This is a genomic window from Streptomyces sp. NPDC093094 (assembly GCF_044754345.1).
Taxonomy (GTDB): domain Bacteria; phylum Actinomycetota; class Actinomycetes; order Streptomycetales; family Streptomycetaceae; genus Streptomyces.
On record NZ_JBIVOX010000004.1, the window covers coordinates 60,064 to 82,250 of the forward strand.

Genomic DNA, 22,187 nt, shown 5'->3' on the forward strand with positions numbered 1-22,187 from the left:
TGCATCATAGTCGTGCCGGGAGACCCTCGCCGTGGTACCGGACCGGTTCGGCCCGGACGGCGGTCCGGCCGATCCCGGCGGGCCCGGTTCCCGCCGCCACTGCCGCCGCCACCACCGTCACTGCCGCTGCCGAGGCTCAGTCGAGACAGAACTCGTTGCCCTCGACGTCCTGCATCACGATGCACGACTCGTTGTCCTCGTCGGCCGCCAGCAGACGCACACGCACCGCGCCGAGCGCGACCAGTCGTGCGCATTCGGCCTCCAGCACGGCGAGGCGTTCCTCCCCCACGAGTCCGGTGCCGACCCGCACATCGAGATGCAGCCGGTTCTTGGCGGCCTTCCCCTCGGGAACACGCTGGAAGAACAGCCGCGGCCCCACGCCCGAGGGATCGGCGCACGCGAACCACGAACCCCGGTCCTCGGGCTTCAGCGAGCGGTCGAACGCCTCCCAGGTCGTGAACCCCTTCGGCGGCGGCGGTACGACGTACCCCAGCACCTCGCACCAAAAACGGGCGACGCGCTCGGGTTCCGCGCAGTCGAAGGTGACCTGGAACTTCTTGATCGATGCCATCGGCCCACCGTAGCAACGGAGTTCTGTCGTCCCTCCGTGCGGCGGCGATAGTCTCCGGCCATGCCGAGCTTCGAGATCACACCGATAGGCACGGTCCGGAACGACCGGACGGACGTCCGGCACACGGACAACTGGGGTGCCGTCCGCAGCACCATCACCGTCGACGAACGCTTCGGCGAGGCATGCCTCCAGGGTCTGGAGGGCTTCTCCCATGTGGAGGTCCTCTTCGTCCTCGACCAGTTCCCGGAGGACGAGGACCACCGCGAACCCCGCCCCTACCGCGGCCGCCCCGACCTTCCGCCCGTCGGCGTCTTCGCCGGCCGCGGCCCCCGTCGGCCGAACCGCATCGGGGTGACGGCCTGCGCCGTCGAATCCGTCCGCGGCCGCGAACTGACGGTGGTGGGCCTCGACGCGGTCTCGGGCACACCGGTCGTCGACCTGAAGCCGGTGATGGAGGAGTTCCGTCCGGTGGACGTCACCCAGCCGGAGTGGGTCAGCCGGCTGATGGCGGAGTACTTCCAGCCGTAGAAGGCCGTACGGCCGGCCGCAGGGCCGCGTTCTGGCCGTGCGGCCGGAGGAGGCCGGCAGGCCGGCGGCGTCCTCGTCCGCGACGATCGGCAGCGGCGAACGTGCGGCCGGCACGCCCTTCCGGGTCACCGGGCGCGACGGGCTGCTCGACCGCTTCCACCCCGAGGGCGGCGAACCGGGGCAGCAGCGCCTTCGCGCGGGCCGCACATCGTCCTCGGGGTCGGCGGACCCCGCCTTCACCTTGACGATCCCGAAGCCGCTCGCCGCGAGACGGCGGGCCTGCGCCGCCGCGCCGGCGGTCACGGCCGCGGGCATGTCCCGGCCGATCGCCCCGCCCGTGTGCAGGGCGCTTTCGGGGCCCGGGAAGCGGACCAGGTCCGCGGCGGCAGCGAGGAGACGTTCCAGCGTGCGTCTGTCGAGGCACTGGTGGACGCTGGTGACGGCCTCGCCGTGACCGGCCGTGCCCTCGTGCCCGATCCGCAGCCGCACGGCGTCACGGGCGGCCGTCGTGGAGCGGGACAGCCGCAACGGCTCGGTGAGTACGAGGCGTACGGTGCGCAGGCCGGCCTTCACCGGACTCCCTCCGGGTGGGGCAGGGCCGCGAGCGGGTCGGCGACGTGGGTGCAGCGCACCCAGCCGGTGGCCTCGGCCGCGTACGGGTGCGGGATCTCCACGGGGCGGGTGGCCGCCGTGGCGGGGGCGAGACCGTGGGCCGCGGCGAAGTCGTCGTCGTAGACCGTGCCGAGGTAGCGGTGCGGACCGTCGGGGAAGACGGTGGCGACCATCGCGCCGGGATGGACACGGGCCGCCCACGCGGCGACGCGGGCGGCGGCGCCCGTGCTCCAGCCGCCGCTGACGAAACTGCCCCGGGCCAGCCGGCGGCAGCTGTCCACGGCCTCGGCCGGGCCGACCCAGTGGACCTCGTCGAAGGCGTCGTAGGCGACATTGCGCGGATGGATGCTGCTGCCCAGGCCGCGCATCAGCCGCGGCCGGGCGGGCTGGCCGAAGATGGTGGAGCCGGTCGCGTCGACGCCGATCAGCCGCAGCGCGGGCCAGCGCCGCCGCAGCGGACCGACGACGCCCGCGCTGTGACCGCCGGTGCCGACACTGCACACCAGGATGTCCAGATGGTCGAGCCGTTCGATCAGTTCCGCCGCGAGGGAGGCGTAACCGGCCGTGTTGTCGGGGTTGTTGTACTGGTCCGGCCAGTACGCGCCGGGCAGACCGGCGAGCAGCTCCCGCAGCCTCTCCAGCCGCGCGGCCTGCCAGCCGCCTTGCACCGCCGGGCGGTCCACGATCTCCAGCCGCACTCCGTGGGACCGCAGCAGCTGCCGCATGGAAGGCTCCAGCGCACTGTCGCCGACCAGCACGACGGGATGACCGAGAGCCTGGCCCGCGAACGCCAGCCCGATGCCGAGCGTGCCCGAGGTGGACTCCACCACCGGTGCGCCCGGCCGCAGTTCGCCGCGCTCACGGGCGCCCAGCAGCATCGACACCGCGGCCCGCGCCTTCATGCCGCCCGCCGCGAGCCCTTCGAGCTTGGCCCAGAAGCCGGGGTGCGCCACGGGCAGATCGGCGGTGACGCGGACCAGGGGAGTGCGGCCGAGCAGGGAGAGCAATTCCGGGCGGGCCAGGGGGCGTGCACACGTCGTGGTCATCGTCCGCTCCCCTCGCGGGGCACGCTGTAGCGGTGCACCGGGCCGGGCCCGCCGTCCAGCCAGAAGAAGGGGTAGGGCTCCGCGCACACCGCGCTGACCCCGTGGCCCAGAAAACGGGGCAGGACGGCGCTGCCGGTCTGGGCGAACATCACCAGCCGCTTGCCGTGCGCCAGCGCGTGCCGCCGCAGCGGCTCGAAGGTGCCGTTGCCCAGCGTCATGCCGGACACCAGCAGCGCGTCGCAGCGTCCGGCCCCGGCGAGCGCGTCGGTGACGACCGGCTCGCCCCACTCGGTCGGTCCGCCCTTGAAGTCACAGGGCACATAGCGCATCCCACGCGAACGCAGCTCCTCCAGAAGGGAGTTGACGACCCCCACGACCAGCACGGTCGCGCCCGCCGGCCCGTCGAGCAGTTCGACGACCGCCTCCGCCCGCGCCCGGGACTTCTCCAGCGACGTACCGGCGGGCAGCAGGACGGGGTGTGCCCCGTTCTCCGGAGTGTGCGCGGCGACATGCATCAGGTAGGCGTCCAGCGCGGCCACGCGCACCGGCGGCAGCGGATGATCCAGCAGACGGGCGACGTCGGCGCCCGCGCAGTCCTCGGCCGCACGGTCGGGGAGGTCCCCGGGTTCGACGGCGCACGAGCCGACGGCCCCGCCCAGACGCAGGCTCAGGACCTCGTTGCGGTAGCCGGTGCCCCGACCGTCGTGCCGTGCCGCCTGCCGCGTGGTGAAGGCCACCGCGATGCGCTGCGAGGCCGGATCCGGCCCCAGTTCACCGGCGCGGACGCCCGCCACGAGCGCGTCGTACGAGGCGTACGTCCGGAAGGACGGCCCGTGGTGCGCGACGGTGACGGCGCTCATCGGATCACCGTCCTGGAGCGCAGCTCGCCGAGCAGGGCCTCGCCCCGTTCGCGGGCGCCGGGTCCTTTGGCGCCGCCGGCCATGACGTGCCCGAGACACCCGTTGTTGCCGGCGGCCGCCGACACCCGCTGTCCGGGCTCGGCGAGTTGCACCTCCAGCACCCCCGGCGCGTTGCGGAGCCCGGCGGGACGCGGGTCGGCCTCCGGTGCGGAGCGGAGGTGGTGGTGCAGGTCGCGGGTGAGGAACGTGAACGTGTGTCCGCCCTCCCGGACGGCCCGTGGCAGCAGTCTGCTCATCGGCCCGACCCGGCTCTCGACCATCAGCGGATGAGCCACAACTCCCCTTTTCGTGGACAGGTCCAGGTGTCAGGACAGCCCGAGGAGCCCTCGGAGAGGAGGGGCGGACTGACGCACAGTCACACGCTATCGACAATCATTTCCATTTACCAGTTCTTGCCGCTGCCCCGGGGCGACCGGCCGGCCGGGTGCCGAGGGGCCGCTGCGGTGCCCTCGTGTCCGTCCGGGGCGCGGCGTCCCCCGTGCCGGAAGTCCCCCTGACGAAAGTGACCTTCACTTGATCTGCAAGGAGTGTTCACTCGTTGGGGTCGTGGTTCCGGCCGGGCTGTCCCTCGCCCCGAGAACTGTCGTACGGTCGCTGAACTGCCGCTTGCATAGGGTGGGGTGGGTCAGGCGGACCGGATCGGGGAGAGGACGGCGTCGGGTGGTGCAGGACGAGACGGAGTGGGACGAGCGGGCGGCGTGCCGGGGTACGGATCCTGAGGAGCTGTTCGTCGAAGGAGCTGCCCAGAACCGGGCGAAGGCGGTGTGCGCGGGCTGCCCGGTACGCACCGAGTGCCTCGCCCACGCGTTGGACCACCGGATCGAGCACGGCATCTGGGGCGGTATGACGGAGCGTGAGCGCCGTGCCCTGCTGCGGCGTCGGCCCCTGGTCACTTCCTGGCGGCAGCTCCTGGAGGCGGCCCGCAGCGAGCACGACCGGCACACCGTCGGATACCGGGGCCGCGACGTGGCGCCCCCGACCGCGGCCGGCTGACGCTTCGGCCGCCGAGCCGCCGAGCCGCCGAGCCGCCGGGCCGTCGGGCCGCCGGGCCGCCGGGCCGCGAAGCCGCCGAGCTGTGAAGCCGCCGCGGGAAGCCGGCCGGTCGGCGAGGCGCGGCACGGCGGACGAGAGTGCCCCGGCGGTCGACGACCGGCCGCTCACCGCAGGCCCCGTCCGGCGAGGCCAACGGACCGGCAGCCCCAGCGTGTTCCTGCCGGTCGAGGACCGGGCCGTCCGTACGGGTCCCCGGGAGAGACGGGAACACGACCGGAGTCGCGCAGATCACCCGCCTGACCGGACGGTGCAGGCCGCTGCCGGCGGGAGACGCCGTGTGCCACGTCCTGGACGTCTCCCGCCGCGGTGCGCCCGGGAGTCGGACCGGTGCCCTCATCGCCCGGCTCCGGTACGGGTGCCGACATCCTCGCAACGCCCCGCCGACAAGGCCGTCAGGATTCGGTGACCGGGCGGCCTGAAAGAATCACGGCAGTGCATGCTGATCACACAGTCGCATGCTGCCGGCGGCCGGGCCGGCCGAGCACGGGGAACGAACCGCGGGGGGCGGAAAGGATGAGTCACGCGTCGACGGGACTTCGGTGCGCGGTGGGGGCGGTGGTGTCGGCGGTGCTGCTGGCGTCGGGCTGCACGGCGCAGGGGGCGAAGGCCGACAGGGGATCCGAGAGCGGGGGGACGGGGGAGACCGGCGCCGCGGGAAAGCCTGCCGCGACACAGGGGAGCGGAGACGAGGACGACCCGGCGCCCGCTCCGGCGCCGACGGTGGAGGCCGATCCGGCCAAGGTCCCGCGGACGAAGGCCGAGGCCAGGAAGCTGATCGGCCAGGTGATCGCGGGCCCCGAGCTGTTCGGCCCAGGGGCGAGGCGGGCCTCGCCCCACGAGAGCGACCCGGACACCTGGTCGGTGCTCGACGAGAGCTGCGTCTGGCAGCGCGAACCGCTGCCCGCACGGGTGCTCGCCACGCTCACACGGCACTTCGTGCGTGCCGCGGACGAGGGCAGAGGCCCGGTGACGATGACCGCGACCGTCACCGTGCATCCGCGGACCGAGGACGCGGCATGGGAGCAGGCCGGAATGCTGGAGGAGGCTCTGGGCTGCTCCGAACAGACCCTGAGCGAGGGCAGGAAGCTGTCGGGCCTGTTCTCCAACGCCTCGGTCTGGGGCGAGGCCGGCAACAACTACGCGGAGGACTCCCTCTTCGAGATGGGCACGTGCTCCGGCACGGCCGGGGGCGGGTCCTACCCCTACCAGTACCAGCAGGCCACCTTCGGGCCGGTCGTGGTGTCGATGTCCGCCTGCGCGAGCGAGGGCTGGGACGCACAAGAGCTCCTGAGGGCGGTCAACGGCCCGGTGCCGCGGATGCTGCTGCGGGCGGAGTCACGGATCGGCCGGCCCGCCGAAGGGACGGGCACGAAGACCGGCCCGGCCGGATCGGCCGGGCCGGGAACAGCCGGCGACACACCCACCGGTGCCGCGACGGAGGGCATGTGATGGAGCGACTGCTGCCCTCGGACCCCTCGCACCTGGGCGGAAACCGGCTGCTCGGCCGGCTCGGAGCCGGAGGCATGGGCGTGGTGTACCTGGCCCGCACTCCGGCCGGAGAGCTGGCGGCGCTCAAGGTGATCCAGCCCGAGTACGCCGACCAGCCCGAGTTCCGCGCCCGTTTCGCGCGTGAGGTGGCCGCCGCGCGAGGCGTGGACGGCCCCTGGGTGGCCCGCGTCCTCGCCGCCGACGCGGACGCCCCGGCACCCTGGCTGGCCTCGGCCTTCGTCCCCGGACCCTCGCTCGCCGAGGCGGTGGCCGCGTGCGGCGCGCTCGCCCCGCAGGCGGTGCGGATCCTGGGCACCGTCCTGGCGCAGGCCCTGCACGCGGTGCACGGCGCGAGACTGGTGCACCGCGACGTCAAACCCGGCAACGTCCTGCTGGCGCTGGACGGTCCGCGCCTGATCGACTTCGGTATCGCACGGGCCATGGACGAGCGGACCGCGCTGACGGCGACCGGGCTGGTCGTCGGCTCCCCGGGCTTCCTGTCGCCCGAGCAGGCACGCGGGCAGCAGATCACTCCCGCGAGCGACGTCTTCTCCCTCGGCTGTGTCCTCGCGTACGCCGCCACCGCACGGCCGCCGTTCGGCCTGGGCGACAGCGGAGCCCTGCTCTACCGCACCGTCCACGACGCACCGGACCTCCAGGGCGTCGCCGACGGCCCGTTGCGGGCCTTCCTGGAACGCTGCCTGGCCAAGGATCCCGGCGCACGGCCCTCGGCCGCCGAGGCCGCGGCCGTCCTGGCGGACGGCGTGACAGGCTCCGGGACCGACTGGCTGCCCGACGCCGTGGTCCGGATGATCGCCGACCGCGCCGCCGGCCTGCTGGCACTGCCGGGTGTCCAGGCCACCGAGGCCGGAACCCCGTACGCGGCCGCCCGGCCGGCCGCCCCCGGCCGCCGGCGTGTGCTGTCCTGGGCGGCGGGCGGCGCACTGCTGGCGGCGGGCGCCGGCGGCGGCGCGTGGGCCCTCCTCCACGACGACGCGGAACCGGCAGGACGGAGGAGCCGGAAGCGGCAGTGGCTGCTCGGCGTCCAGGCCGATCTGTCGGGACCGGGGACGGCGGTGGGACGGGAACAGGAACGCGCGGCCCGGCTGGCCGTGGCGGAGCACAACGCCCGCGGGGACAAGCCGTTCGAACTGGTCCTGCGGGTCGAGGACGACGGCGGTGACCTGGAGCGGGCCCGCGCCGCGGCGCGGCGGCTGTCCGGTGACCGGGACATGCTCGCCGTGTTCGGCCCGACCGGCGCGGCGACCGCTCCGGTGGTGGATCTCTACGAGGACGCCGGGCTTCCGCTGGTGGCCGTGTCCGAGCAGTCCATCGGCGCCATGTCGACCGCGCTGATGCGCAGGCCCCGGCACTATTTCCGGGCCGCGCCCCTGAACAGCTACACCGCGTTCGGCGTGGTGCTGGCGCTGGTGCGGCAGCGGGCCCGGCACCTGGGGATGATCATCGACCGGGCGGGCCGGATCAGCGGCTGGGAACCGGCCCAGATGATGCACCAGCCCGCGAGCCTCGCCGAACTGTCCGTCACCCACAAAGTGGTGCCCGTCTCGGTCGCCGACGGCACGCCGGCCGTCCGGGACCTGCTCGGCCGTGGCGCCGACAGCGTCTACTACTCGGGAACCCCCGAGCGTGCCGCCGACGTCGCCCGGTTCCTGCGTGCCAGGCGTTTCGCCGGACCGCGCTTCCTCGACCCCTGTTCGGCGGGGGAGGCGTTCCTCGCGGCGGCGGGCGACGCGGCGGAGGGCTGGCAGGCCGTGGTGCCCTACTCCGACCCGGCCGCCCGCGCGGCCCGCACCTTCGCCGCCGTCTACCGGCGCCGCTACCGGGGCGGCCCGGGACCGTGGGCGGTGGAGACGTACGACGCGGTCCGCCTCGTCGTCGACCGGCTCACCGCACTCGCCGGACCCGGCGCCCGGCGTCCCTCGCGGGACGCGCTCACCGACGCCCTGGGCGCGGCGAGGTACCGGGGCATCGCCGGTACCTACTCCTTCAACGAACGCCGCTGGCTCAACGCCGAGAACGTGTACCTCTACCAGGTGCGCGACGGCCGCTTCCGGTACACGGGGCCGCTCACGGTCGAGGGAGTGTGAGGGCGCCTCATGCACGCGCTGCGAGCTGACGACCCGGACGTGATCGGCGGGCACCTGCTGCTGGCCCGCCTCGGCGCGGGCGGCATGGGGGTCGTGTACCTGGCCCGCACGGGCACCGGTGAACTGGTGGCCCTGAAGGTGATCCGCGCGGAACACGCCGCCGACCCGGCCTTCCGGGCCCGGTTCCGCCGGGAGGCCGCCCTCGCCGGACGGCTCACCGGCCGCTGGACGGTGCCGGTGCGGGCGGCCGACGCCGACGCCCGGGAACCCTGGCTGACCACCGACTTCGTGGCAGGCCCTTCGCTGGCGGAGGCGTTGGCCGTGCACGGGCCGCTGCCCGCGGCGTCGGTCCTCACCCTCGGCGCACGGCTCGCCGAGGCCCTGACCGAGGTGCACGCGACAGGTCTGGTGCACCGGGACGTGAAGCCGGGCAACCTGCTGCTGACGCGTGACGGCCCACGGCTGATCGACTTCGGCATCGCACGGGATTCCGGGGCGACCGCCCTCACCTCGGCGGACACCATTGTCGGCACGCCCGGCTACCTCTCACCGGAACAGGCCCGGCAGTACGGGGGCGAGGTCGGGCCGCCGAGCGATGTGTTCTCCCTCGGCTGCGTGCTGGCGTACGCCGCCGGTGGCCGCCCGCCCTTCGGCGGGGGCGACGCGCTCGCCGTCCTGTACCGCACCCTGCACGAGGAGCCCGATCTCGACGGGCTGCGCCGACTGCCCAAGCCCGCAGGGGACATGATCGCGCGCTGTCTGACGCGCGACGCGGCCGGCCGCCCCACGGCGACCGAGGTCGCGGCGGCGCTGTCGGCCGCGCGAGACGCTCCCGACCCGCGCCGGTCGCGGACCTGGGGGAGGCCGGCGGCGTCGGAAACGGCACCGGCGACGAAGGAGACGGGAGCGGCGGCAGGAGCGGCCGCCGACGCCCTCGCGGACACGGCGGACCACCCCGCGGGTCCCCACGCCGGCCCCGGGGGCTCCCAGGGACCTCACGGCCCCCAGCGCTCCGACTGGCTTCCGCCCGGAGTGCTGCGGCTGGTCGTCGACCGCTCCGCACGCGCCCTCGACCCGCCGCCGCGTGCCGCGCGCACGACACCACCGCAGAACCCCGGCCTCTCCACCGCACAGGACGCCGGACCCGGCACCCGCCCCATGGCCTCACGCCGCAGGCTCCTGCTGGCGAGCGGCGCGGGCGCGGCGGCGCTGGCGGTGTCCGGCACGGCGGCCGGGGTGTTCCTCAGCCGCCGTTCGTCCGCGGGGGAGGACACACGCCCCCTCCACACGCTCGGCCTGCACGCCGATCTGACGGGCCGCGGCAAGGCGACGGGGGAGGCGACCCGCCGGGGCGCCCTGCTCGCGGTGGAGACCCACAACGCCCGTTCCGACGTGCCGTTCAGACTCGCGCTGCGTACCGCCGACGACCGTGGTGAGGCGGGCCGGGCCGGTGCCGCCGCCCGAGGTCTGCTGTCCGGCGCGTCCTCCGCCACGGCGGTGCTCGGGCCCATGTCCGAGGCGACCCTGACCGCCGCCGAGCCGCTGTACACGGCGGCCGGGGCGGCGATGGTGCTGGTCTCCTGCGACCCGGGCGGCCTCTCGCCGCTGGTGAAGCCCACCTTGTACGTGACCCGGGCGACCCGGGCGATGCAGACGATGCCGGTGCTGTCCTACCTGACCGCGGTGCGCTCGGTGAGCCGGACGGCCGTGGTGCAGGACCGCGCGGGCGGTGCGGTCGCCGAGGGCCTGACCACCGACCTCATGGAGGCACCCCCCTCGGAGGGGACGACCACGGTGCATCCCGTCGCGGCCGGCGCCGACGAGGACGAGGTCACGGCCGCGGTCGCCGCGGCCCTGGCCACGCGCCCCGGCGGGGTGGTCTACGCCGGCGCATCGCCCCGGCGTGCCGCCCAAGTGGCCCGGCGGCTGGCCGAAGCCCGCTTCACGGGGGCGAAGGTCACCGTCGAGCAGGTCATGGACCCGGTGTTCCTGGACGAGGCGGGGGAGGGGGCCGAGGGCTGGGTCCTCGGCTCCTCCCGTACCACCACGACCGCGGCCGTCTCCGGCCCCGCCGCCCGGTTCGCCGCAGCCCACCGCGGGCGCTGGGGCGCGCAGCCCGCGCCCTGGGCGGCGGAGGCGTACGACGCCGTGGGGCTGATCGCCCAGGCCCTCGGCGGGCTGACCGGCGAGGGCCCGGTGGCCCGTGGCGTCCTCGCCTCGGCGCTGTTCCGCCAGCGCTACGAGGGCGTCGCCAAGACGATCAGCTTCGATCCGAGGACGCGTCTCCTCGACGCGGACGACACGAGTTTCCTCTACGAGGTCCGCGGCGGTGCCTTCCGGTTCCTCGGACGGTACGGGCAGGTGCGCGGGGGGTGAGGGCGCCGGCCTCCCTCCGGGCGGACCTCGTCCGGCGGGTCCGCGACGAGCGCGCCGCGTCGGACCGGCACGGCGTCCCTCCGCCTTCCGGCGGGCGCGGCGGCACCCGCCGAGGGACGCCGGCTACGGCGTGCCGGGGAGCCGGACCGTGACGAGGAGACCGCCGGCGGGGCGGGGGAGGAGGGCGAGGGTCCCGCCGTGGGCGCGGACGACGCTGTGCACGATGGCCAGGCCGAGACCGGCACCGGCGTGCTCGTCGGTGCGTACGCGTTCCGTTCCGCGCCGGAAGGGTTCGGTGAGGGTCGGCACCAGGTCCGGTGGGAGCAGGGGGCCCGTGTTCTCGACCCGCAGCACGCTGGTGTCGCCGTCCGTCCCGGTGTGGACCGTCACGGTGCCGCCGGCGGGGAGGTTGTGGACGACGGCGTTCTGGACGAGGTTCGTCGCCATCCGCAGCAGGAGTTCCGCGGAGCCGCCGGTCCGGGCCGCCCCACCGGTGACGTCGAGCGTGATCCGGCGCTGTTCGGCGAGGGGGAGCAGTGTCTCGACGGCTTCCTCGGCGACGAGGGAGAGATCCACGCTCTCGCGGGGGAAGGTCCCGCGGTCGCTGCGGCTGAGCAGCAGAAGGGCCTCGGTGAGGTCGATCGCCCGCGTATTGACGGCGTACAGACGCTCGACGAGTTCGCCCCGGTCCCGTGCGGGGTCCTTGCGGGCGACGTCGAGGAGCGTCCGCGTGATCGCCAGCGGGGTGCGCAGTTCGTGGGAGGCGTTCGCGGCGAACCGCTGCTGCTCGGCGACATGGGACTCGAGTTGTTCGAGCATCGAGTCGAACGCGTCGGAGAGTTCACGGAACTCGTCCTGGCGGCCCTTCATACGGATCCGGTGGGACAGCGACCCTTTCCCGGCCCTGCGCGCCGCGTCCGTGATCCGGGTGAGCGGCGCGAGCATCCGGCCGGCGAGGATCCATCCCCCGAGGAGGCCGAACAGCAGGAGGAAGGCCAGCGCGGTGGCTGCGGCGGGGGCGAAGACCTGCAGGAGGACGTAGCGGTTGGGCGTGACCCCGAGGATGCCCTGGGAGTTGTCGGGTACGTAGCGCAGCAGGTACACCCAGACCACGGCCAGCAGGACGGCACCGGCCACCGACACGAATCCCGCGTAGCTGAGGGTGAGTTTCAGCCGGGCGCTGAGCCCTGGGCGTCTACGCACGCGTACTGCCGGGGGCGGTACCGGGGCCGGTGTCGATGCGGTAGCCGACACCGGGCACCGTGGCGATGACCCAGGGCTCGCCGAGCCGTTTGCGCAGCGCGGAGACGGTGATGCGCACCGCGTTGGTGAGAGGGTCGGCGTTCTCGTCCCAGGCCCGTTCCAGCAGCTCCTCGGCGCTGACGACCCCGCCCTCGGCGGCGACGAGGACGTCCAGCACGGCGAACTGCTTGCGGGTGAGCGCGACGTGGCGTCCGTCGCGGAAGACCTCCCGGCGGAAGGGGTCCAGCCGCAGGCCCGCGATCTCGCGGACCGGGGGCCGGGCGTACGCGCGTCTGCGGTCGAGCGCCCTCAGCCGCAGGACGAGCTCCCGCAGCTCGAACGGTTTGGTGAGGTAGTCGTCGGCGCCGAGCCCGAACCCTGATGCCTTGTCGTCGATCCGGTCGGCGGCGGTGAGCATGAGGATCGGGATGCCGCTGCCGGAGGCGACGATGCGCCGGGCGACCTCGTCGCCGGAGGGGCCGGGGATGTCGCGGTCCAGGACCGCGAGGTCGTAGGAGTGGATGCCGAGCAGTTCCAGGGCGGAGTCGCCGTCGCCGGCGATGTCGGCGGCGATCGCCTCCAGCCGCAGGCCGTCACGGACGGCCTCGGCCAGATAGGGCTCGTCCTCCACGATCAGTACGCGCATGCCGAGAGCCTAAGCAGTGCCGCCTGTCGTCGGCGTATGCAAACACGGGGGCGCACCGGACGGGCGGCTCAGCCCGCCGCTGCCGGCACGGGGCGGGGCAGGTCCGGCGGCACCTCCGCCGCGGTGCGCCACCAGCGGCGCGACGCCAGCGCGGCCAGTACGGCACCGGTGGCGTTGACCAGTACGTCGTCCACGGAGGAGACCCGGTCCAGCCGCAGGACGTACTGCGCGGCCTCGACCAGGACCGAGCAGCCCGCCCCGAGCGCCAGGATCCGCGGCACGGACGCCAGTACCGCGAACCGCATCGGGGCGAAGAACCCCAGCGCCGCGAGGACCAGCAGGTTGCCGCCGATCCCGAGCGGCCCCATCGTGACCAGGTCCCGCAGCGGTACGAGGCTCACCCGGGCGGGGGCGATGCCGGGCTCGGCGCCCGGCATCATGGTCATCCATACGAACGGCACCGTCCCGTGCACCATGCCCACCTCGGCCAGCGACATCCGCCACGCCGACGCGACCCCGGCGGCCCGCCGGCGGCGTGCCAGAGCCCACACCACCAGCGCGGCCGGAGGCAGCGCGACCAGCGTCATGAGCACCACACCGTTGAACGTGTCGAAGCAGCCGTGCCACCGCCCCGCCATGCACACCGGGGCCGACATCGTCAGCGGACGCCGTACGGCGAACAGGGCACTCGCCAGGCCGAGGAGCACCAGGCCGAGGGACACGATCCCGCGTGCGCGGCGGGGCGGTGAGGACGGGGACGCGCTGTGATTCATGCCCCCATGGAAGAGGGCGGGCCGTTGCGGCGGCGTATGCGTTTCTCGATACGCCCGCGATATGCGGGGTCTCCGGCGAGCCGGCCGTCGGCATCACGAAGGCGATTCACCGTCGACGGGTGTCGGCCGGTCACATGCGGCGCGTTCCGCCGAGGGCCGGCCTGCCATGGCGGGAAGCGCCACTGCGGCTCACGCCCCTGAAGGGGGCGCTCGCCCGAAGGGGTGTGCTCACCGCCTTGCTGTGACGATCCAGACCGCACCGGGGACACGGACACCGTCCTCCGTCGTGAACTCCATCAGCGCGTCGCGTACTTCCGCGCGGACTCGGGCGATGGTCACCGGGTCGACATCGCGCAGGTTGTGGCGGGTCGGACCCATGGAGAAGAGGAAGTCCGCGGCGTCGCCCGCATCCGCGCCGAAGTTCATGGGGGCCTCGTACGGTGCCACCTCGGTGTCGGTGAACCCGCCGGCGGTGAGCACCTGGCGGATGCGTGCGGGGTCCAGGAGCGATCCCATGCCCCTGGAGGCGGGGGACGCCTCGCGCAGGAACGGCGAGAGCGAGGCGGTCGCACGGGCGTAGGCGCTGTCCGGCCCTGCGGGCTGCGGGCAGAGGAACGCGAGGCGGCCGGCCGGCGCGAGCGTGCGCCTGAGGTGGGTGAAGGCTGCGACGTGGTCGGCGAAGAACATGACACCGCCACGGCTGATGAGGACGTCGAACCCGCGGTCCGGCAACGGATGCACCTGTGCGTCACCCTGTTCGAAGGTGACGTTGCCGAGGCACTCCGCGGCTGCCTCGCGGCGGGCGCGCTCCAGCATCGGCGCGGACAGGTCGATTCCCACGACGCTTCCGTGGCGAGCCCGTCGCCCGGCAAGGCACGTGGTCCGGCCGGTGCCGCAGCCGATGTCGAGCACCCGGTCATGGGTCCCGATGTCTGCCGCGGCGAACAGGGCGCCGTCGAACGCCTCCATCATCGCGTTGTAGCGCTCGTGGTGTTCGGCCCAGTGGACACCTTCCCAGTCGTTCCATGCCTGTGCCTGCTGACGGTTGGCGATGGTGTGCACGACCCGTCCTCCTCGCTTGGAGTTCACCTCTAGAGTTCAACTCTAGATATAGACTCCAGGCATGCGCGAAGGCAAGGGGAAACAGGGCGACAAGGCCCAGGAGACTCGACGACGCATCATCCAGGCGGCCGGAGTGCTCTTCGTCGAACAGGGCTACGGGGCGACCAGGCTGCAGGAGATCGCCGACCGGGCGGGCGTGGCGGTGCAGACGATCTACTTCGTCTTCCGGAACAAGCCCTCCCTCCTCAAGGAACTGGTCGACGTCACGATCGCGGGCGACGACGAACCCGTACCGACGATGGAACGCCCATGGTTCGTGGAGGTCCTGGACGCGCCCACTGCCGGATCCGCACTGGCCGCCCTGCTCGGCGGCACCCGGGGAACACTCGAACGCGTCGCGGCCGTCAACGAGATGGTCCGGGCCGCGGCAGCGACCGACCCGGAGATCCGAGAGCTGTGGCCGCACCAGACGGACCCGCGGTACACGGTGACCTCTGCAGCGGCGAAAGCCCTGATGGCGAAGCCGGGCGCCAGCCCCACCGTCTCCCCCGACGAGGCGGCGGACATCGTCTACGCCGTCCTCAGCCCGGAACTCTTCCTGGTCCTGACCCGTGACCGTGCGTGGCCGCCGGCGAAGTGGGAGCGATGGGCCCACCGGACCCTCGGCTCTCAGCTGTTGGCCGACAGCGGACTCTGATCAGCTGAGGGGGCGGACATGACGGCAGACCGCCCGGCGGGCGCCCGCCCGGAACCGGAGCACCCGTCGTCCCCGGTGGCGGTCCACCGCCCGGATCAGCCCGGCGTCGGGGTGAGTTCGGCCCGCTGCCCGTCTCCCTGGAGCCGGATCACCTCCTGGTGGAACTTGGAATAGACCTGGGCGGCACGGTCGAGAGCCCTCTCGATGTCGGTCGGCTCCAGGTGCATCGCGTTCAACTGCCCGCGGTACAGGTACAGGAAGGTGTTGAACCCGATCTTCCTCAGGTCGACCGCGGACTTCACCATGACGAACGCACTGACCTTCTGCGCCATCTTCCGGATCCCGCTGGCCTCGATGCTGCGCTGCCACGCCCTCAGGTCGAGGCGGATGATCGAGTACTCCTCGGTCAGCACCACGTACCGGTGCATGGTGTCCTCCGCGGCTTCCGACTCACCGAGGAAGTCCTTGAGGAGGTCGGTGACGAGATTCGCCACGCCGTCGATGATCTCGTCGGCCGATCCCCGGCAGAAGGACTTGAGCGCATGGGCGATCGGTGTGCCGATGTTCTTCACCTGGGTGGACGAGAACGCGTGTGTCTGGATCACGCTGTCCAGCACCGCTTCGATCGGGACCTTTCTGTCCTGGTAGCTTCCCGCTGTGATCAGGGACTTCTCGATGTCCATCTGGAAGTACTGGGCCTTCGTCTGGGCGAGGGCTTCGAGGGCCTCAAGTGCCTCCTTGGCCTCCTCCAGTTGCTGCATGGACGGGTCCAGGTCCTTGATGACGCCGGATATCGATCCCATGGCTGCTCCTTCGGCCCCGCGGGTGCGGGGTCTTCGGTGATCTGCGGAATCGGCCCTGCTGCCGAGGGCGTGAGGGAGAGGGAGCACGGGCCGCACGCGTGCCGCAGGGGGGAGTGGGGGTGTCGGCCGTACTCCCAGGTTGCGTCGTGGCCGCCGGGCCCGCATCCGCAGACGAGGCGAAGAGGCCGATGTGGCGGCGGAGTTCCTCGGGGGCGCGTTCCGTGCGAACAGCGGGATCCGACCGGCTAGTTTGACTGCCTCCAGGTCGTCCCCCATTCTGATGCACAGGGCGCCTGGCCGTCTTGGGACGCTGCATCGGGAACACCCGACAGGACCGCCCTTTCCACAGGCCCGGCATCGCCGCCTTCTCCTCCACGCCCTTCTCGGAGCGTGCGAGCGACCGCGGCTCGTCCTCCGGGCCCGCAACTCACCTTCCGGAAAACCTGAGAGACCCTTCGGACGAAGAGGTGCAGTCATGGGCAGGTTCATCCAAGCGACCACGGAGAAAAGCAACCCGACGGCGAGCGAGATCGCCTGCGGACAGGCTCTGGCCGCGATCACCCCGGCCGCCTGCACGGTCGTCATGGTCGATCCCAGCGGACATCGTGGCGCCGGGGCGACCGGCGCCACAGGGGACTTCATGATCTACACGACCGGAGGCGAAAAAGAAACGGACCACGAGACGGTGGCCAGGGACGAGTCCGGGTGGGGGACCTGTGACGCCTACACCCCCAAGTCCACCACCGACGGGGAAGGGGCGTTGAAGAAGATCGCCAACAAGCTGGACACGCAAGCCAGGGTGGTCATCGTCGATCTGCGCAATTTCGGGAACCAGAAAAGCCGTGACACCTTGATCACCCATGTCGAGAACGCACTGACGAAGAGCAAGGCCAAGAAGACGATCATCTGGCTCAACAGAAATCTTCAGCGGAGAATCTTCAACAAGAACGGGACACCGTTCGAGATCCCGGAAGGCGTCTGGGCGTAGGCCGGCAGTCGCCGCGCCCGACTCCCTCGCCGCGCAACCGGCCCCGGCCGGCTGCGCGGCGAGGGACGCCGACACCTTCCGGGACGCCGGGAGCGACGCCCGTCGGCGCATCGGCCGGCACCCGGGCCGTCCCGGCGTGCCCGATCGCCGGGCAAGTCGTTTCCCGACGCGCGGAGCATTCGGGTGATCTTCGGTGATACGTCCGGTGTTCGATGCTTATGATCCACCGTTGTGACAGAGAGTCAGTACGCCCGGACCGCCCAGAACTCGGCTGACGTGGTCGTCGTCGGCGCCGGTCCGGCCGGGCTGGTACTGGGCAACATCCTGCTGCGCAACGGGATCGACTGCGTCGTCCTGGAACGCGCCGACAGCGTGCAGATCCGGAACCGGGCGCGGGCGGGCTTCCTCGCCGCCAACACCGTACGCATCCTGGAGCGCAACGGCCTGGACGAGGGACTTCGCCGACGAGGGCAGGAGCACAGCGTCTGCGAGTTCCGCACCGAGGACGGCCGCTTCCGGCTCGACTACCGCCGACTGGGCCGGGGCGAGGTGCACACCGTCCACCCCCAGCACGAACTGGTCGCCGACCTGCTCGGGCACTTCCTCGAAGCCGGAGGGCGGGTCGAGTTCCGCACGGAGGCGGTCGCCGTGTGCGACGCGGACGGTCCCGCACCCTCGGTGACGGTACGTGAGCAGGACGGGCGCCCCGGCAGATGGCGGGCCCGGTACGTCGCCGCCTGCGACGGCAGGCACGGAGCCGGGCGCCGCTCCCTTCCGCCCGGTGCCGTCCGCCGGCACCGGCGCGACCACGGGGTGTCCTGGCTGGGCCTGCTCGCCGAGGCGCCGCCGAGCCTGGACGCCGTCGGATACGCGCTCCACCCGCGCGGTTTCGCCGGGCACATGGCCCGCTCCTCCGACATCACCCGCTACTACCTGCAGTGCGAACGCGGGACCCGCCCGGACGCATGGAGCGAGGAACGGATCTGGGACGAACTCGCCCTGCGCATGCGGACGGCCGAGTACGGCCCCCTCCTCCCGGGACGGGTCGTCCAGCGCACCGTCGTCGATCTCCGGTCCGACGTCCTCGAACCGCTGCGCCACGGCTCGCTGTTCCTGGTGGGCGACGCCGCCGGCCTGATCAGCCCGTCCGCCGCCAAGGGCGCGAACCTCGCGGTGCTGGAGGCCGAGATCCTCGCCCACGCCCTGACCGACGCTCTCGCCCGGCGCGACCCCGGACCGCTCGACCGGTACTCGGAGCGGTGCCTGGACCACATCTGGCGGGCCCAGGAGTTCTCGCACTGGATGATCCGTCTCCTGCACGCCGCACCCGGGCCCGAGGAGGCAGGGCACTTCCGGGAGCGGCTGCGCCGCTCCCGCCTCGTCTCACTGCGCGACTCGCGCACCCACCAGGACTGGTTCGCCGAGAACTACGCGGGAATCTGACCCGCCCTCCCCGCTCCCCGTCACCTCACCGCCCGCTCCAGGGGCATGCCCGGCGGCCGGCCGCGCCTGCCCCCCCGGCCCGGTCCGGTCCGGCCCGGTCCGGCCCGGTTCCGCCCTTCGGCCCGGACCTTCTCCCTCGACACCGACACGCAATGCACTGAGAGGTTCCTTCATGTTGCCCACAACGACGAGCATGCCGACCGCCGACGGCCCCGACGGCCCCGACGGCCCCGACGGCCCCGACGGCCCCGACGGCCCCGACGGCCCCGACGGCCCCGGCGACACCGGCGGTTTCGACGACGCCGGCGTCACCACCGAGGCCCACGACGCCGACGACGCCCACGACACGGCACGCCTGCACGCGACGGCCGCATTCGTCCGCGAGCAGGACACCTCCGTCCTGCTGTCCCGTGTGCTGCCCGGCCTCGACGGCCCCGAACTGCGGGCGCTGGCGGACCGGTGCCGCTTCGCGCACGCCGCCGTGCTCGTCCTCCCGCCGGACGAACCCACGCTGCGGTCGCAGCTGGCGGCCTGCGGACTGGACCCCGACACGGCGGCGCTGCCCAGCGTCGTCGTCCGCGAACGTCTCGCCGCACGTCACCGCCGCGCCGCCACGGATCTTGACGTAAGGATTCTCCGCCCCACGGTCCCGGGCCCCGACGGAGAACGCCGTGCGGTCGAGGTGTTCGCGCTGAGCGTGCCACCGGGTTCCGGGCTGTCCGGGATCGCGGCCCACGAGCGCAGGGCGGACCACGAGGCGCACCTGGCCTTCGAACTCCCGCGCCCCGACCCGCTGGTGCTGCGCGGGCTGCTGGCGAGCTTCGCGAAGCACGGCGCCGGCGCCGACGGCGGCGGCTACAACCCGCACGAGGACGGGACCGTGTTCTACTTCACCGCCCCGGCCGGCACCAAGACGCCGTACCGGCGGCTGGAGCTGTACGCGAGCGGCGACCACCGGGACGTGCTGGCCGAGCACCTCGCCGTGCGGCCGGTGGGGCAACCGGACGAGCGCCGGCCGGAGGAAACGCTCCTGCGGTTGCTGACCGGCGCCTGGACCACCCAGGCCCTGGCGGCGTGCGCCCGGCTGCGGCTGCCGGAGGCCGTCGGCGACCGCGCGGGCGCCGACACCGGACAGCTGGCGCGGGCCGTCGGCGCCCAGCCGGACGCCCTCGCGACCCTGCTGCGGTACCTCGCCATGCTGGGCGTGGTCGCCGAGAGCCCGGACGGGTTCCGCCTCACCGGGGTCGGCGAACTCCTGCGCGCGGACGCCCCCGGCTCCATGCGGCCGCTGGCCCTGATGTACGGCGGCCCGTTCTACGACTCCTTCGCCCACCTCACCCATGCCGTGCGCACCGGACAGCCCGGCTTCGACCACCTCCACGGCGAGAACCACTTCGACCACTTCGCCCGCCACCCCGAGCTCGCCGCCCTGTTCGACCGGTCCATGGCGTGCAGCGCCCCGATGTTCGGCCCTCTCCCGGACCATCCGGTCCTCACCGCCGCCGCGAGCGCCCCCGGCCGTCCCCGGACGGTCGTCGACATCGCCGGCGGGACGGGGGAACTCCTGGGCCGCGTCCTGAGCGCCCGTCCCACCCTTCGGGGCGTCCTCCTCGAACGCCCTCAGGTCCTCGCCGCGGCCCGCGCGCACCTCGCCGGGACCGAGGCCGGCGGACGCTGCGACTTCCTGGCCGGCGACTTCGCGGACGTACCCCGGGGCGCCGACGTCTACCTGCTGTCCCGCGTCCTGCACGACTGGGACGACGACCGGTGCCTGAGCATCCTGCGCCACTGCGCCGACGCCATGCCCGCACACGCCGATCTCCTGATCGTCGAACGCCTGCTGCCGGCCGACGCCGCCCCCTCGCTCGCCACGGCGTGGGATCTCCACATGATGTGCAACACCGGTGGCCGGGAACGCACCGCGGACCAGTACGCCGGGCTGCTGGACGCGTGCGCGCTGCGACTGGTGGGCCACAGTCCCCTCCCGCTCGGCGCCCACGTCCTCCACGCCCGCGGACGCTGACCTGCCCGGCAGGGCGGACACGCGGCGGTGAGCGGCTGGAGGGCCGTGGACAGGAAGCCCGGATTGCGCGTCCGATTGCGTAGTTTCACCGATCATCGCCGGGGCGGCGCCTGGAACAATCGGCGCCGTCCGTAACTGATGTGGAGGCGACGCATGCACATACGTTCCCTGGCCACCGTGCTGACCGGCGCACTGGCGCTCTCGGCCCTCCTCGCACCGGCGGCGCACGCCGACGGCGACACGACGATCACCAAGGTGACCGTCAACGGAGGCGCCGAACTCGCGCTGGGCCCCACCGCTCCCAAGACCTTCAAGGTGAGCGTCACGGCCCGAGACGATTCCGGCATCCAGGACATGAAACTGCATGTGTCGCTGCCGTCCTACCTGTACCTGGCGTCGGACCGCGGCCTCACATGCACCGCGGCCGGCGCCACGACCATGACCTGCAGCGGCGCCTGGACCATCGACACGAGGAGTCTCTACGACAACGGCCCGGCCGACGACCCCTGGTACGTCCAGGCGACCGTCCACGCCGTCGACGGTGACCACCTCATCTCGGACAGGGCCGCCACGTTCTCGGTACGACGGGAGGCGAAGCTCACGGCCAATGCCACCCCGGAGCCGGTGACCAGGAACGCCACCCTCACCGTGAACGGCAGGCTGACCCGCGCCGACTGGAAGACCCGCAAGTACGCGGGCTACTCCGGCCGTTCGGTGAAGCTTCAGTTCCGCAAGGCGGGCACCTCGGCGTACACCACCGTCAAGACGGTGACCAGCGGCAGCGGCGGTGTGCTGAGGACCACGGTCAGGGCCACGTCCGACGGCTACTGGCGCTGGCACCACACCCGCACCACCACCACCTCGACGGCCGCGGCCACGGGCGACTACGTCGACGTGCGCTGACCTGTCTCCTCACGTTCCCCGGGCCGCACTCAACACCCGCGGCGGTTTCACCGACGCCGTAGGCGGTTGCGGCGGTCCGCACCGTGACGTTCTCGTGGACCTCACCGGCCGCCGGCGGGGGACCAGGAGAAGTCCCCGCGTTCGGCGCGGCGCAGGATGTCACGCTCCTCGGCGGCCCGGGGGCCCGGTGAGTCCTCGTGATCGACGGCGACGGTGTCGCGGGCCGGCCGGGCGCGGACCCCGCTGCCGTAGGCGTCGGCCGCCTTCACCAGGAAGGCGTCCTGGTGCGCCGCGGGCCAGCTCTGGACCAGGTAGGACTCCACGACTCCGTGCGTCGACGTCCCGTCGACGGCCCGGTCCCTGCCGGTGGCGTGCAGGCGCAGCCGGTAGCCGCCGGGGCCCTGATGCGCGAGGGAGGGCAGGTCCGCCGGGTCGTCCATGAGAGGTGTCACCAGCAGGTCCCCGGAGGGGGAGCGGCAGGAGATCTCGGCGGCCTCCTCCCAGCCGGCCGCCGGATCGGGTCGCCGTGTGTGCAGTTCGACGGCGACCTCGACATCGCCGGTGTGGATCCCCGTCAGCACCTCGATGTCGCCGGCGGTGGCGGACACCAGTCCGTTGTGGTTCGGATCGAGGTCATCGCTCACGGCCCCCTGCGGATCTGTGATCCGGAAGAGGTGGTACTCGGTGAACACCAGGGCGGTGTGCGTGCGGTCTGCCTCGTTCACGGGACTTCTCTTCCTCCGGATCTCGCTGTCACAGTCCCCTGATCCCTACCAGAAGCGTGCCCGCGGACCGTGGGGTTCCGCCGATGTGCGACACGGGGACGCGAGTTCGTCCGGCCCGGTGGTGTTGGATACAGGGACGGCGCGGTGACGGCGGACGTCCTGCTCACGCCGAACGGGTTC

20 protein-coding genes are annotated in these 22,187 nt (G+C 73.0%); 10 read left to right on the plus strand and 10 right to left on the minus strand.

All coding sequences use genetic code 11. The annotated features are described in order from the left end of the window. Nucleotides 1–136 precede the first annotated feature (136 nt). Complete coding sequence (locus ACIQGV_RS08965) at nt 137–571, minus strand: VOC family protein (RefSeq protein ID WP_402492529.1); 435 nt, start codon at nt 569–571, stop codon at nt 137–139. Between the two features lie 60 nt (nt 572–631). Here ACIQGV_RS08965 and ACIQGV_RS08970 point away from each other — a divergent pair, with 60 nt between their 5' ends. Then, a complete protein-coding gene (locus ACIQGV_RS08970) occupies nt 632–1,099 on the plus strand; it encodes an SAM-dependent methyltransferase (protein WP_402492531.1) in 468 nt (155 codons plus the stop codon). 569 nt (nt 1,100–1,668) lie between these two features. Here the strand turns inward: ACIQGV_RS08970 and ACIQGV_RS08975 are convergent. From ACIQGV_RS08975 to ACIQGV_RS08985, 3 genes are read right to left on the minus strand one after another with little or no spacing between them, the layout of a single operon-like run. Next, nucleotides 1,669–2,757 carry a PLP-dependent cysteine synthase family protein gene (locus ACIQGV_RS08975; protein ID WP_402492533.1) on the minus strand — a complete coding sequence of 363 codons (1,089 nt, stop codon included), beginning with the start codon at nt 2,755–2,757 and terminating at the stop codon, nt 1,669–1,671. After that, a complete protein-coding gene (locus ACIQGV_RS08980) occupies nt 2,754–3,617 on the minus strand; it encodes a Rossmann-like domain-containing protein (protein ID WP_402492535.1) in 864 nt (287 codons plus the stop codon). The genes ACIQGV_RS08975 and ACIQGV_RS08980 overlap by 4 nt, the downstream gene beginning before the upstream one ends. Next, nucleotides 3,614–3,952 carry a hypothetical protein gene (locus ACIQGV_RS08985; protein ID WP_402492537.1) on the minus strand — a complete coding sequence of 113 codons (339 nt, stop codon included), beginning with the start codon at nt 3,950–3,952 and terminating at the stop codon, nt 3,614–3,616. Before ACIQGV_RS08985 ends, ACIQGV_RS08980 begins: the two co-directional genes overlap by 4 nt. A gap of 385 nt (nt 3,953–4,337) precedes the next feature. Here ACIQGV_RS08985 and ACIQGV_RS08990 point away from each other — a divergent pair, with 385 nt between their 5' ends. From ACIQGV_RS08990 to ACIQGV_RS09005, 4 genes are all read left to right on the plus strand, one after another. Next, nucleotides 4,338–4,670, plus strand: coding sequence for a WhiB family transcriptional regulator (locus ACIQGV_RS08990; RefSeq protein WP_402492539.1), 333 nt, complete (start codon nt 4,338–4,340; stop codon nt 4,668–4,670). 573 nt (nt 4,671–5,243) lie between these two features. Continuing rightward, on the plus strand, nt 5,244–6,179 hold the full coding sequence (locus ACIQGV_RS08995) for a hypothetical protein (RefSeq protein WP_402492541.1): 936 nt from the start codon (nt 5,244–5,246) through the stop codon (nt 6,177–6,179). Further along, complete coding sequence (locus ACIQGV_RS09000; RefSeq protein WP_402492543.1) at nt 6,179–8,326, plus strand: bifunctional serine/threonine-protein kinase/ABC transporter substrate-binding protein; 2,148 nt, start codon at nt 6,179–6,181, stop codon at nt 8,324–8,326. The genes ACIQGV_RS08995 and ACIQGV_RS09000 overlap by 1 nt, the downstream gene beginning before the upstream one ends. Nucleotides 8,327–8,335: 9 nt before the next feature. Next, entirely contained in the window at nt 8,336–10,702 is a 2,367-nt protein-coding gene (locus ACIQGV_RS09005; RefSeq protein WP_402492545.1) for a bifunctional serine/threonine-protein kinase/ABC transporter substrate-binding protein, read from the plus strand. A gap of 123 nt (nt 10,703–10,825) precedes the next feature. On the opposite strand, the gene ACIQGV_RS09010 is transcribed toward ACIQGV_RS09005, so the two are convergent. The 4 genes from ACIQGV_RS09010 to ACIQGV_RS09025 all read right to left on the minus strand — a co-directional run bounded on the left by ACIQGV_RS09010 (nt 10,826) and on the right by ACIQGV_RS09025 (nt 14,425). After that, the gene (locus ACIQGV_RS09010; protein WP_402492547.1) at nt 10,826–11,905 is read right to left on the minus strand and encodes a sensor histidine kinase; all 1,080 of its coding nucleotides are present in this window, start codon (nt 11,903–11,905) and stop codon (nt 10,826–10,828) included. Further along, the gene (locus tag ACIQGV_RS09015) at nt 11,898–12,590 is read right to left on the minus strand and encodes a response regulator transcription factor (RefSeq protein WP_402492549.1); all 693 of its coding nucleotides are present in this window, start codon (nt 12,588–12,590) and stop codon (nt 11,898–11,900) included. Before ACIQGV_RS09015 ends, ACIQGV_RS09010 begins: the two co-directional genes overlap by 8 nt. Nucleotides 12,591–12,658: 68 nt before the next feature. Then, entirely contained in the window at nt 12,659–13,363 is a 705-nt protein-coding gene (locus ACIQGV_RS09020; protein ID WP_402492551.1) for a VanZ family protein, read from the minus strand. Between the two features lie 228 nt (nt 13,364–13,591). Continuing rightward, on the minus strand, nt 13,592–14,425 hold the full coding sequence (locus ACIQGV_RS09025) for a class I SAM-dependent methyltransferase (protein WP_402492553.1): 834 nt from the start codon (nt 14,423–14,425) through the stop codon (nt 13,592–13,594). Nucleotides 14,426–14,486: 61 nt separating this feature from the next. Here ACIQGV_RS09025 and ACIQGV_RS09030 point away from each other — a divergent pair, with 61 nt between their 5' ends. Further along, on the plus strand, nt 14,487–15,122 hold the full coding sequence (locus ACIQGV_RS09030) for a TetR/AcrR family transcriptional regulator (RefSeq protein WP_402492555.1): 636 nt from the start codon (nt 14,487–14,489) through the stop codon (nt 15,120–15,122). A gap of 95 nt (nt 15,123–15,217) precedes the next feature. Here the strand turns inward: ACIQGV_RS09030 and ACIQGV_RS09035 are convergent, their stop codons facing one another. Further along, nucleotides 15,218–15,925, minus strand: a complete 708-nt coding sequence (locus tag ACIQGV_RS09035; RefSeq protein ID WP_402492557.1) for a hypothetical protein — start codon at nt 15,923–15,925, stop codon at nt 15,218–15,220. Between the two features lie 475 nt (nt 15,926–16,400). On the opposite strand from ACIQGV_RS09035, the gene ACIQGV_RS09040 reads away from it, so the two are divergent. From ACIQGV_RS09040 to ACIQGV_RS09055, 4 genes are all read left to right on the plus strand, one after another. Next, nucleotides 16,401–16,913, plus strand: a complete 513-nt coding sequence (locus ACIQGV_RS09040; RefSeq protein WP_402492559.1) for a hypothetical protein — start codon at nt 16,401–16,403, stop codon at nt 16,911–16,913. A 231-nt stretch (nt 16,914–17,144) separates the two neighbouring features. After that, nucleotides 17,145–18,356, plus strand: a complete 1,212-nt coding sequence (locus ACIQGV_RS09045; RefSeq protein ID WP_402492561.1) for a 4-hydroxybenzoate 3-monooxygenase — start codon at nt 17,145–17,147, stop codon at nt 18,354–18,356. Between the two features lie 193 nt (nt 18,357–18,549). Continuing rightward, nucleotides 18,550–20,379 (plus strand): methyltransferase, encoded by a 1,830-nt coding sequence (locus ACIQGV_RS09050; protein ID WP_402492563.1) that lies wholly within the window; start codon nt 18,550–18,552, stop codon nt 20,377–20,379. Between the two features lie 153 nt (nt 20,380–20,532). Continuing rightward, complete coding sequence (locus tag ACIQGV_RS09055) at nt 20,533–21,282, plus strand: calcium-binding protein (RefSeq protein ID WP_402492565.1); 750 nt, start codon at nt 20,533–20,535, stop codon at nt 21,280–21,282. Between the two features lie 101 nt (nt 21,283–21,383). On the opposite strand, the gene ACIQGV_RS09060 is transcribed toward ACIQGV_RS09055, so the two are convergent. Then, nucleotides 21,384–22,007 carry a hypothetical protein gene (locus ACIQGV_RS09060; protein WP_402492567.1) on the minus strand — a complete coding sequence of 208 codons (624 nt, stop codon included), beginning with the start codon at nt 22,005–22,007 and terminating at the stop codon, nt 21,384–21,386. Nucleotides 22,008–22,187: the final 180 nt, after the last annotated feature.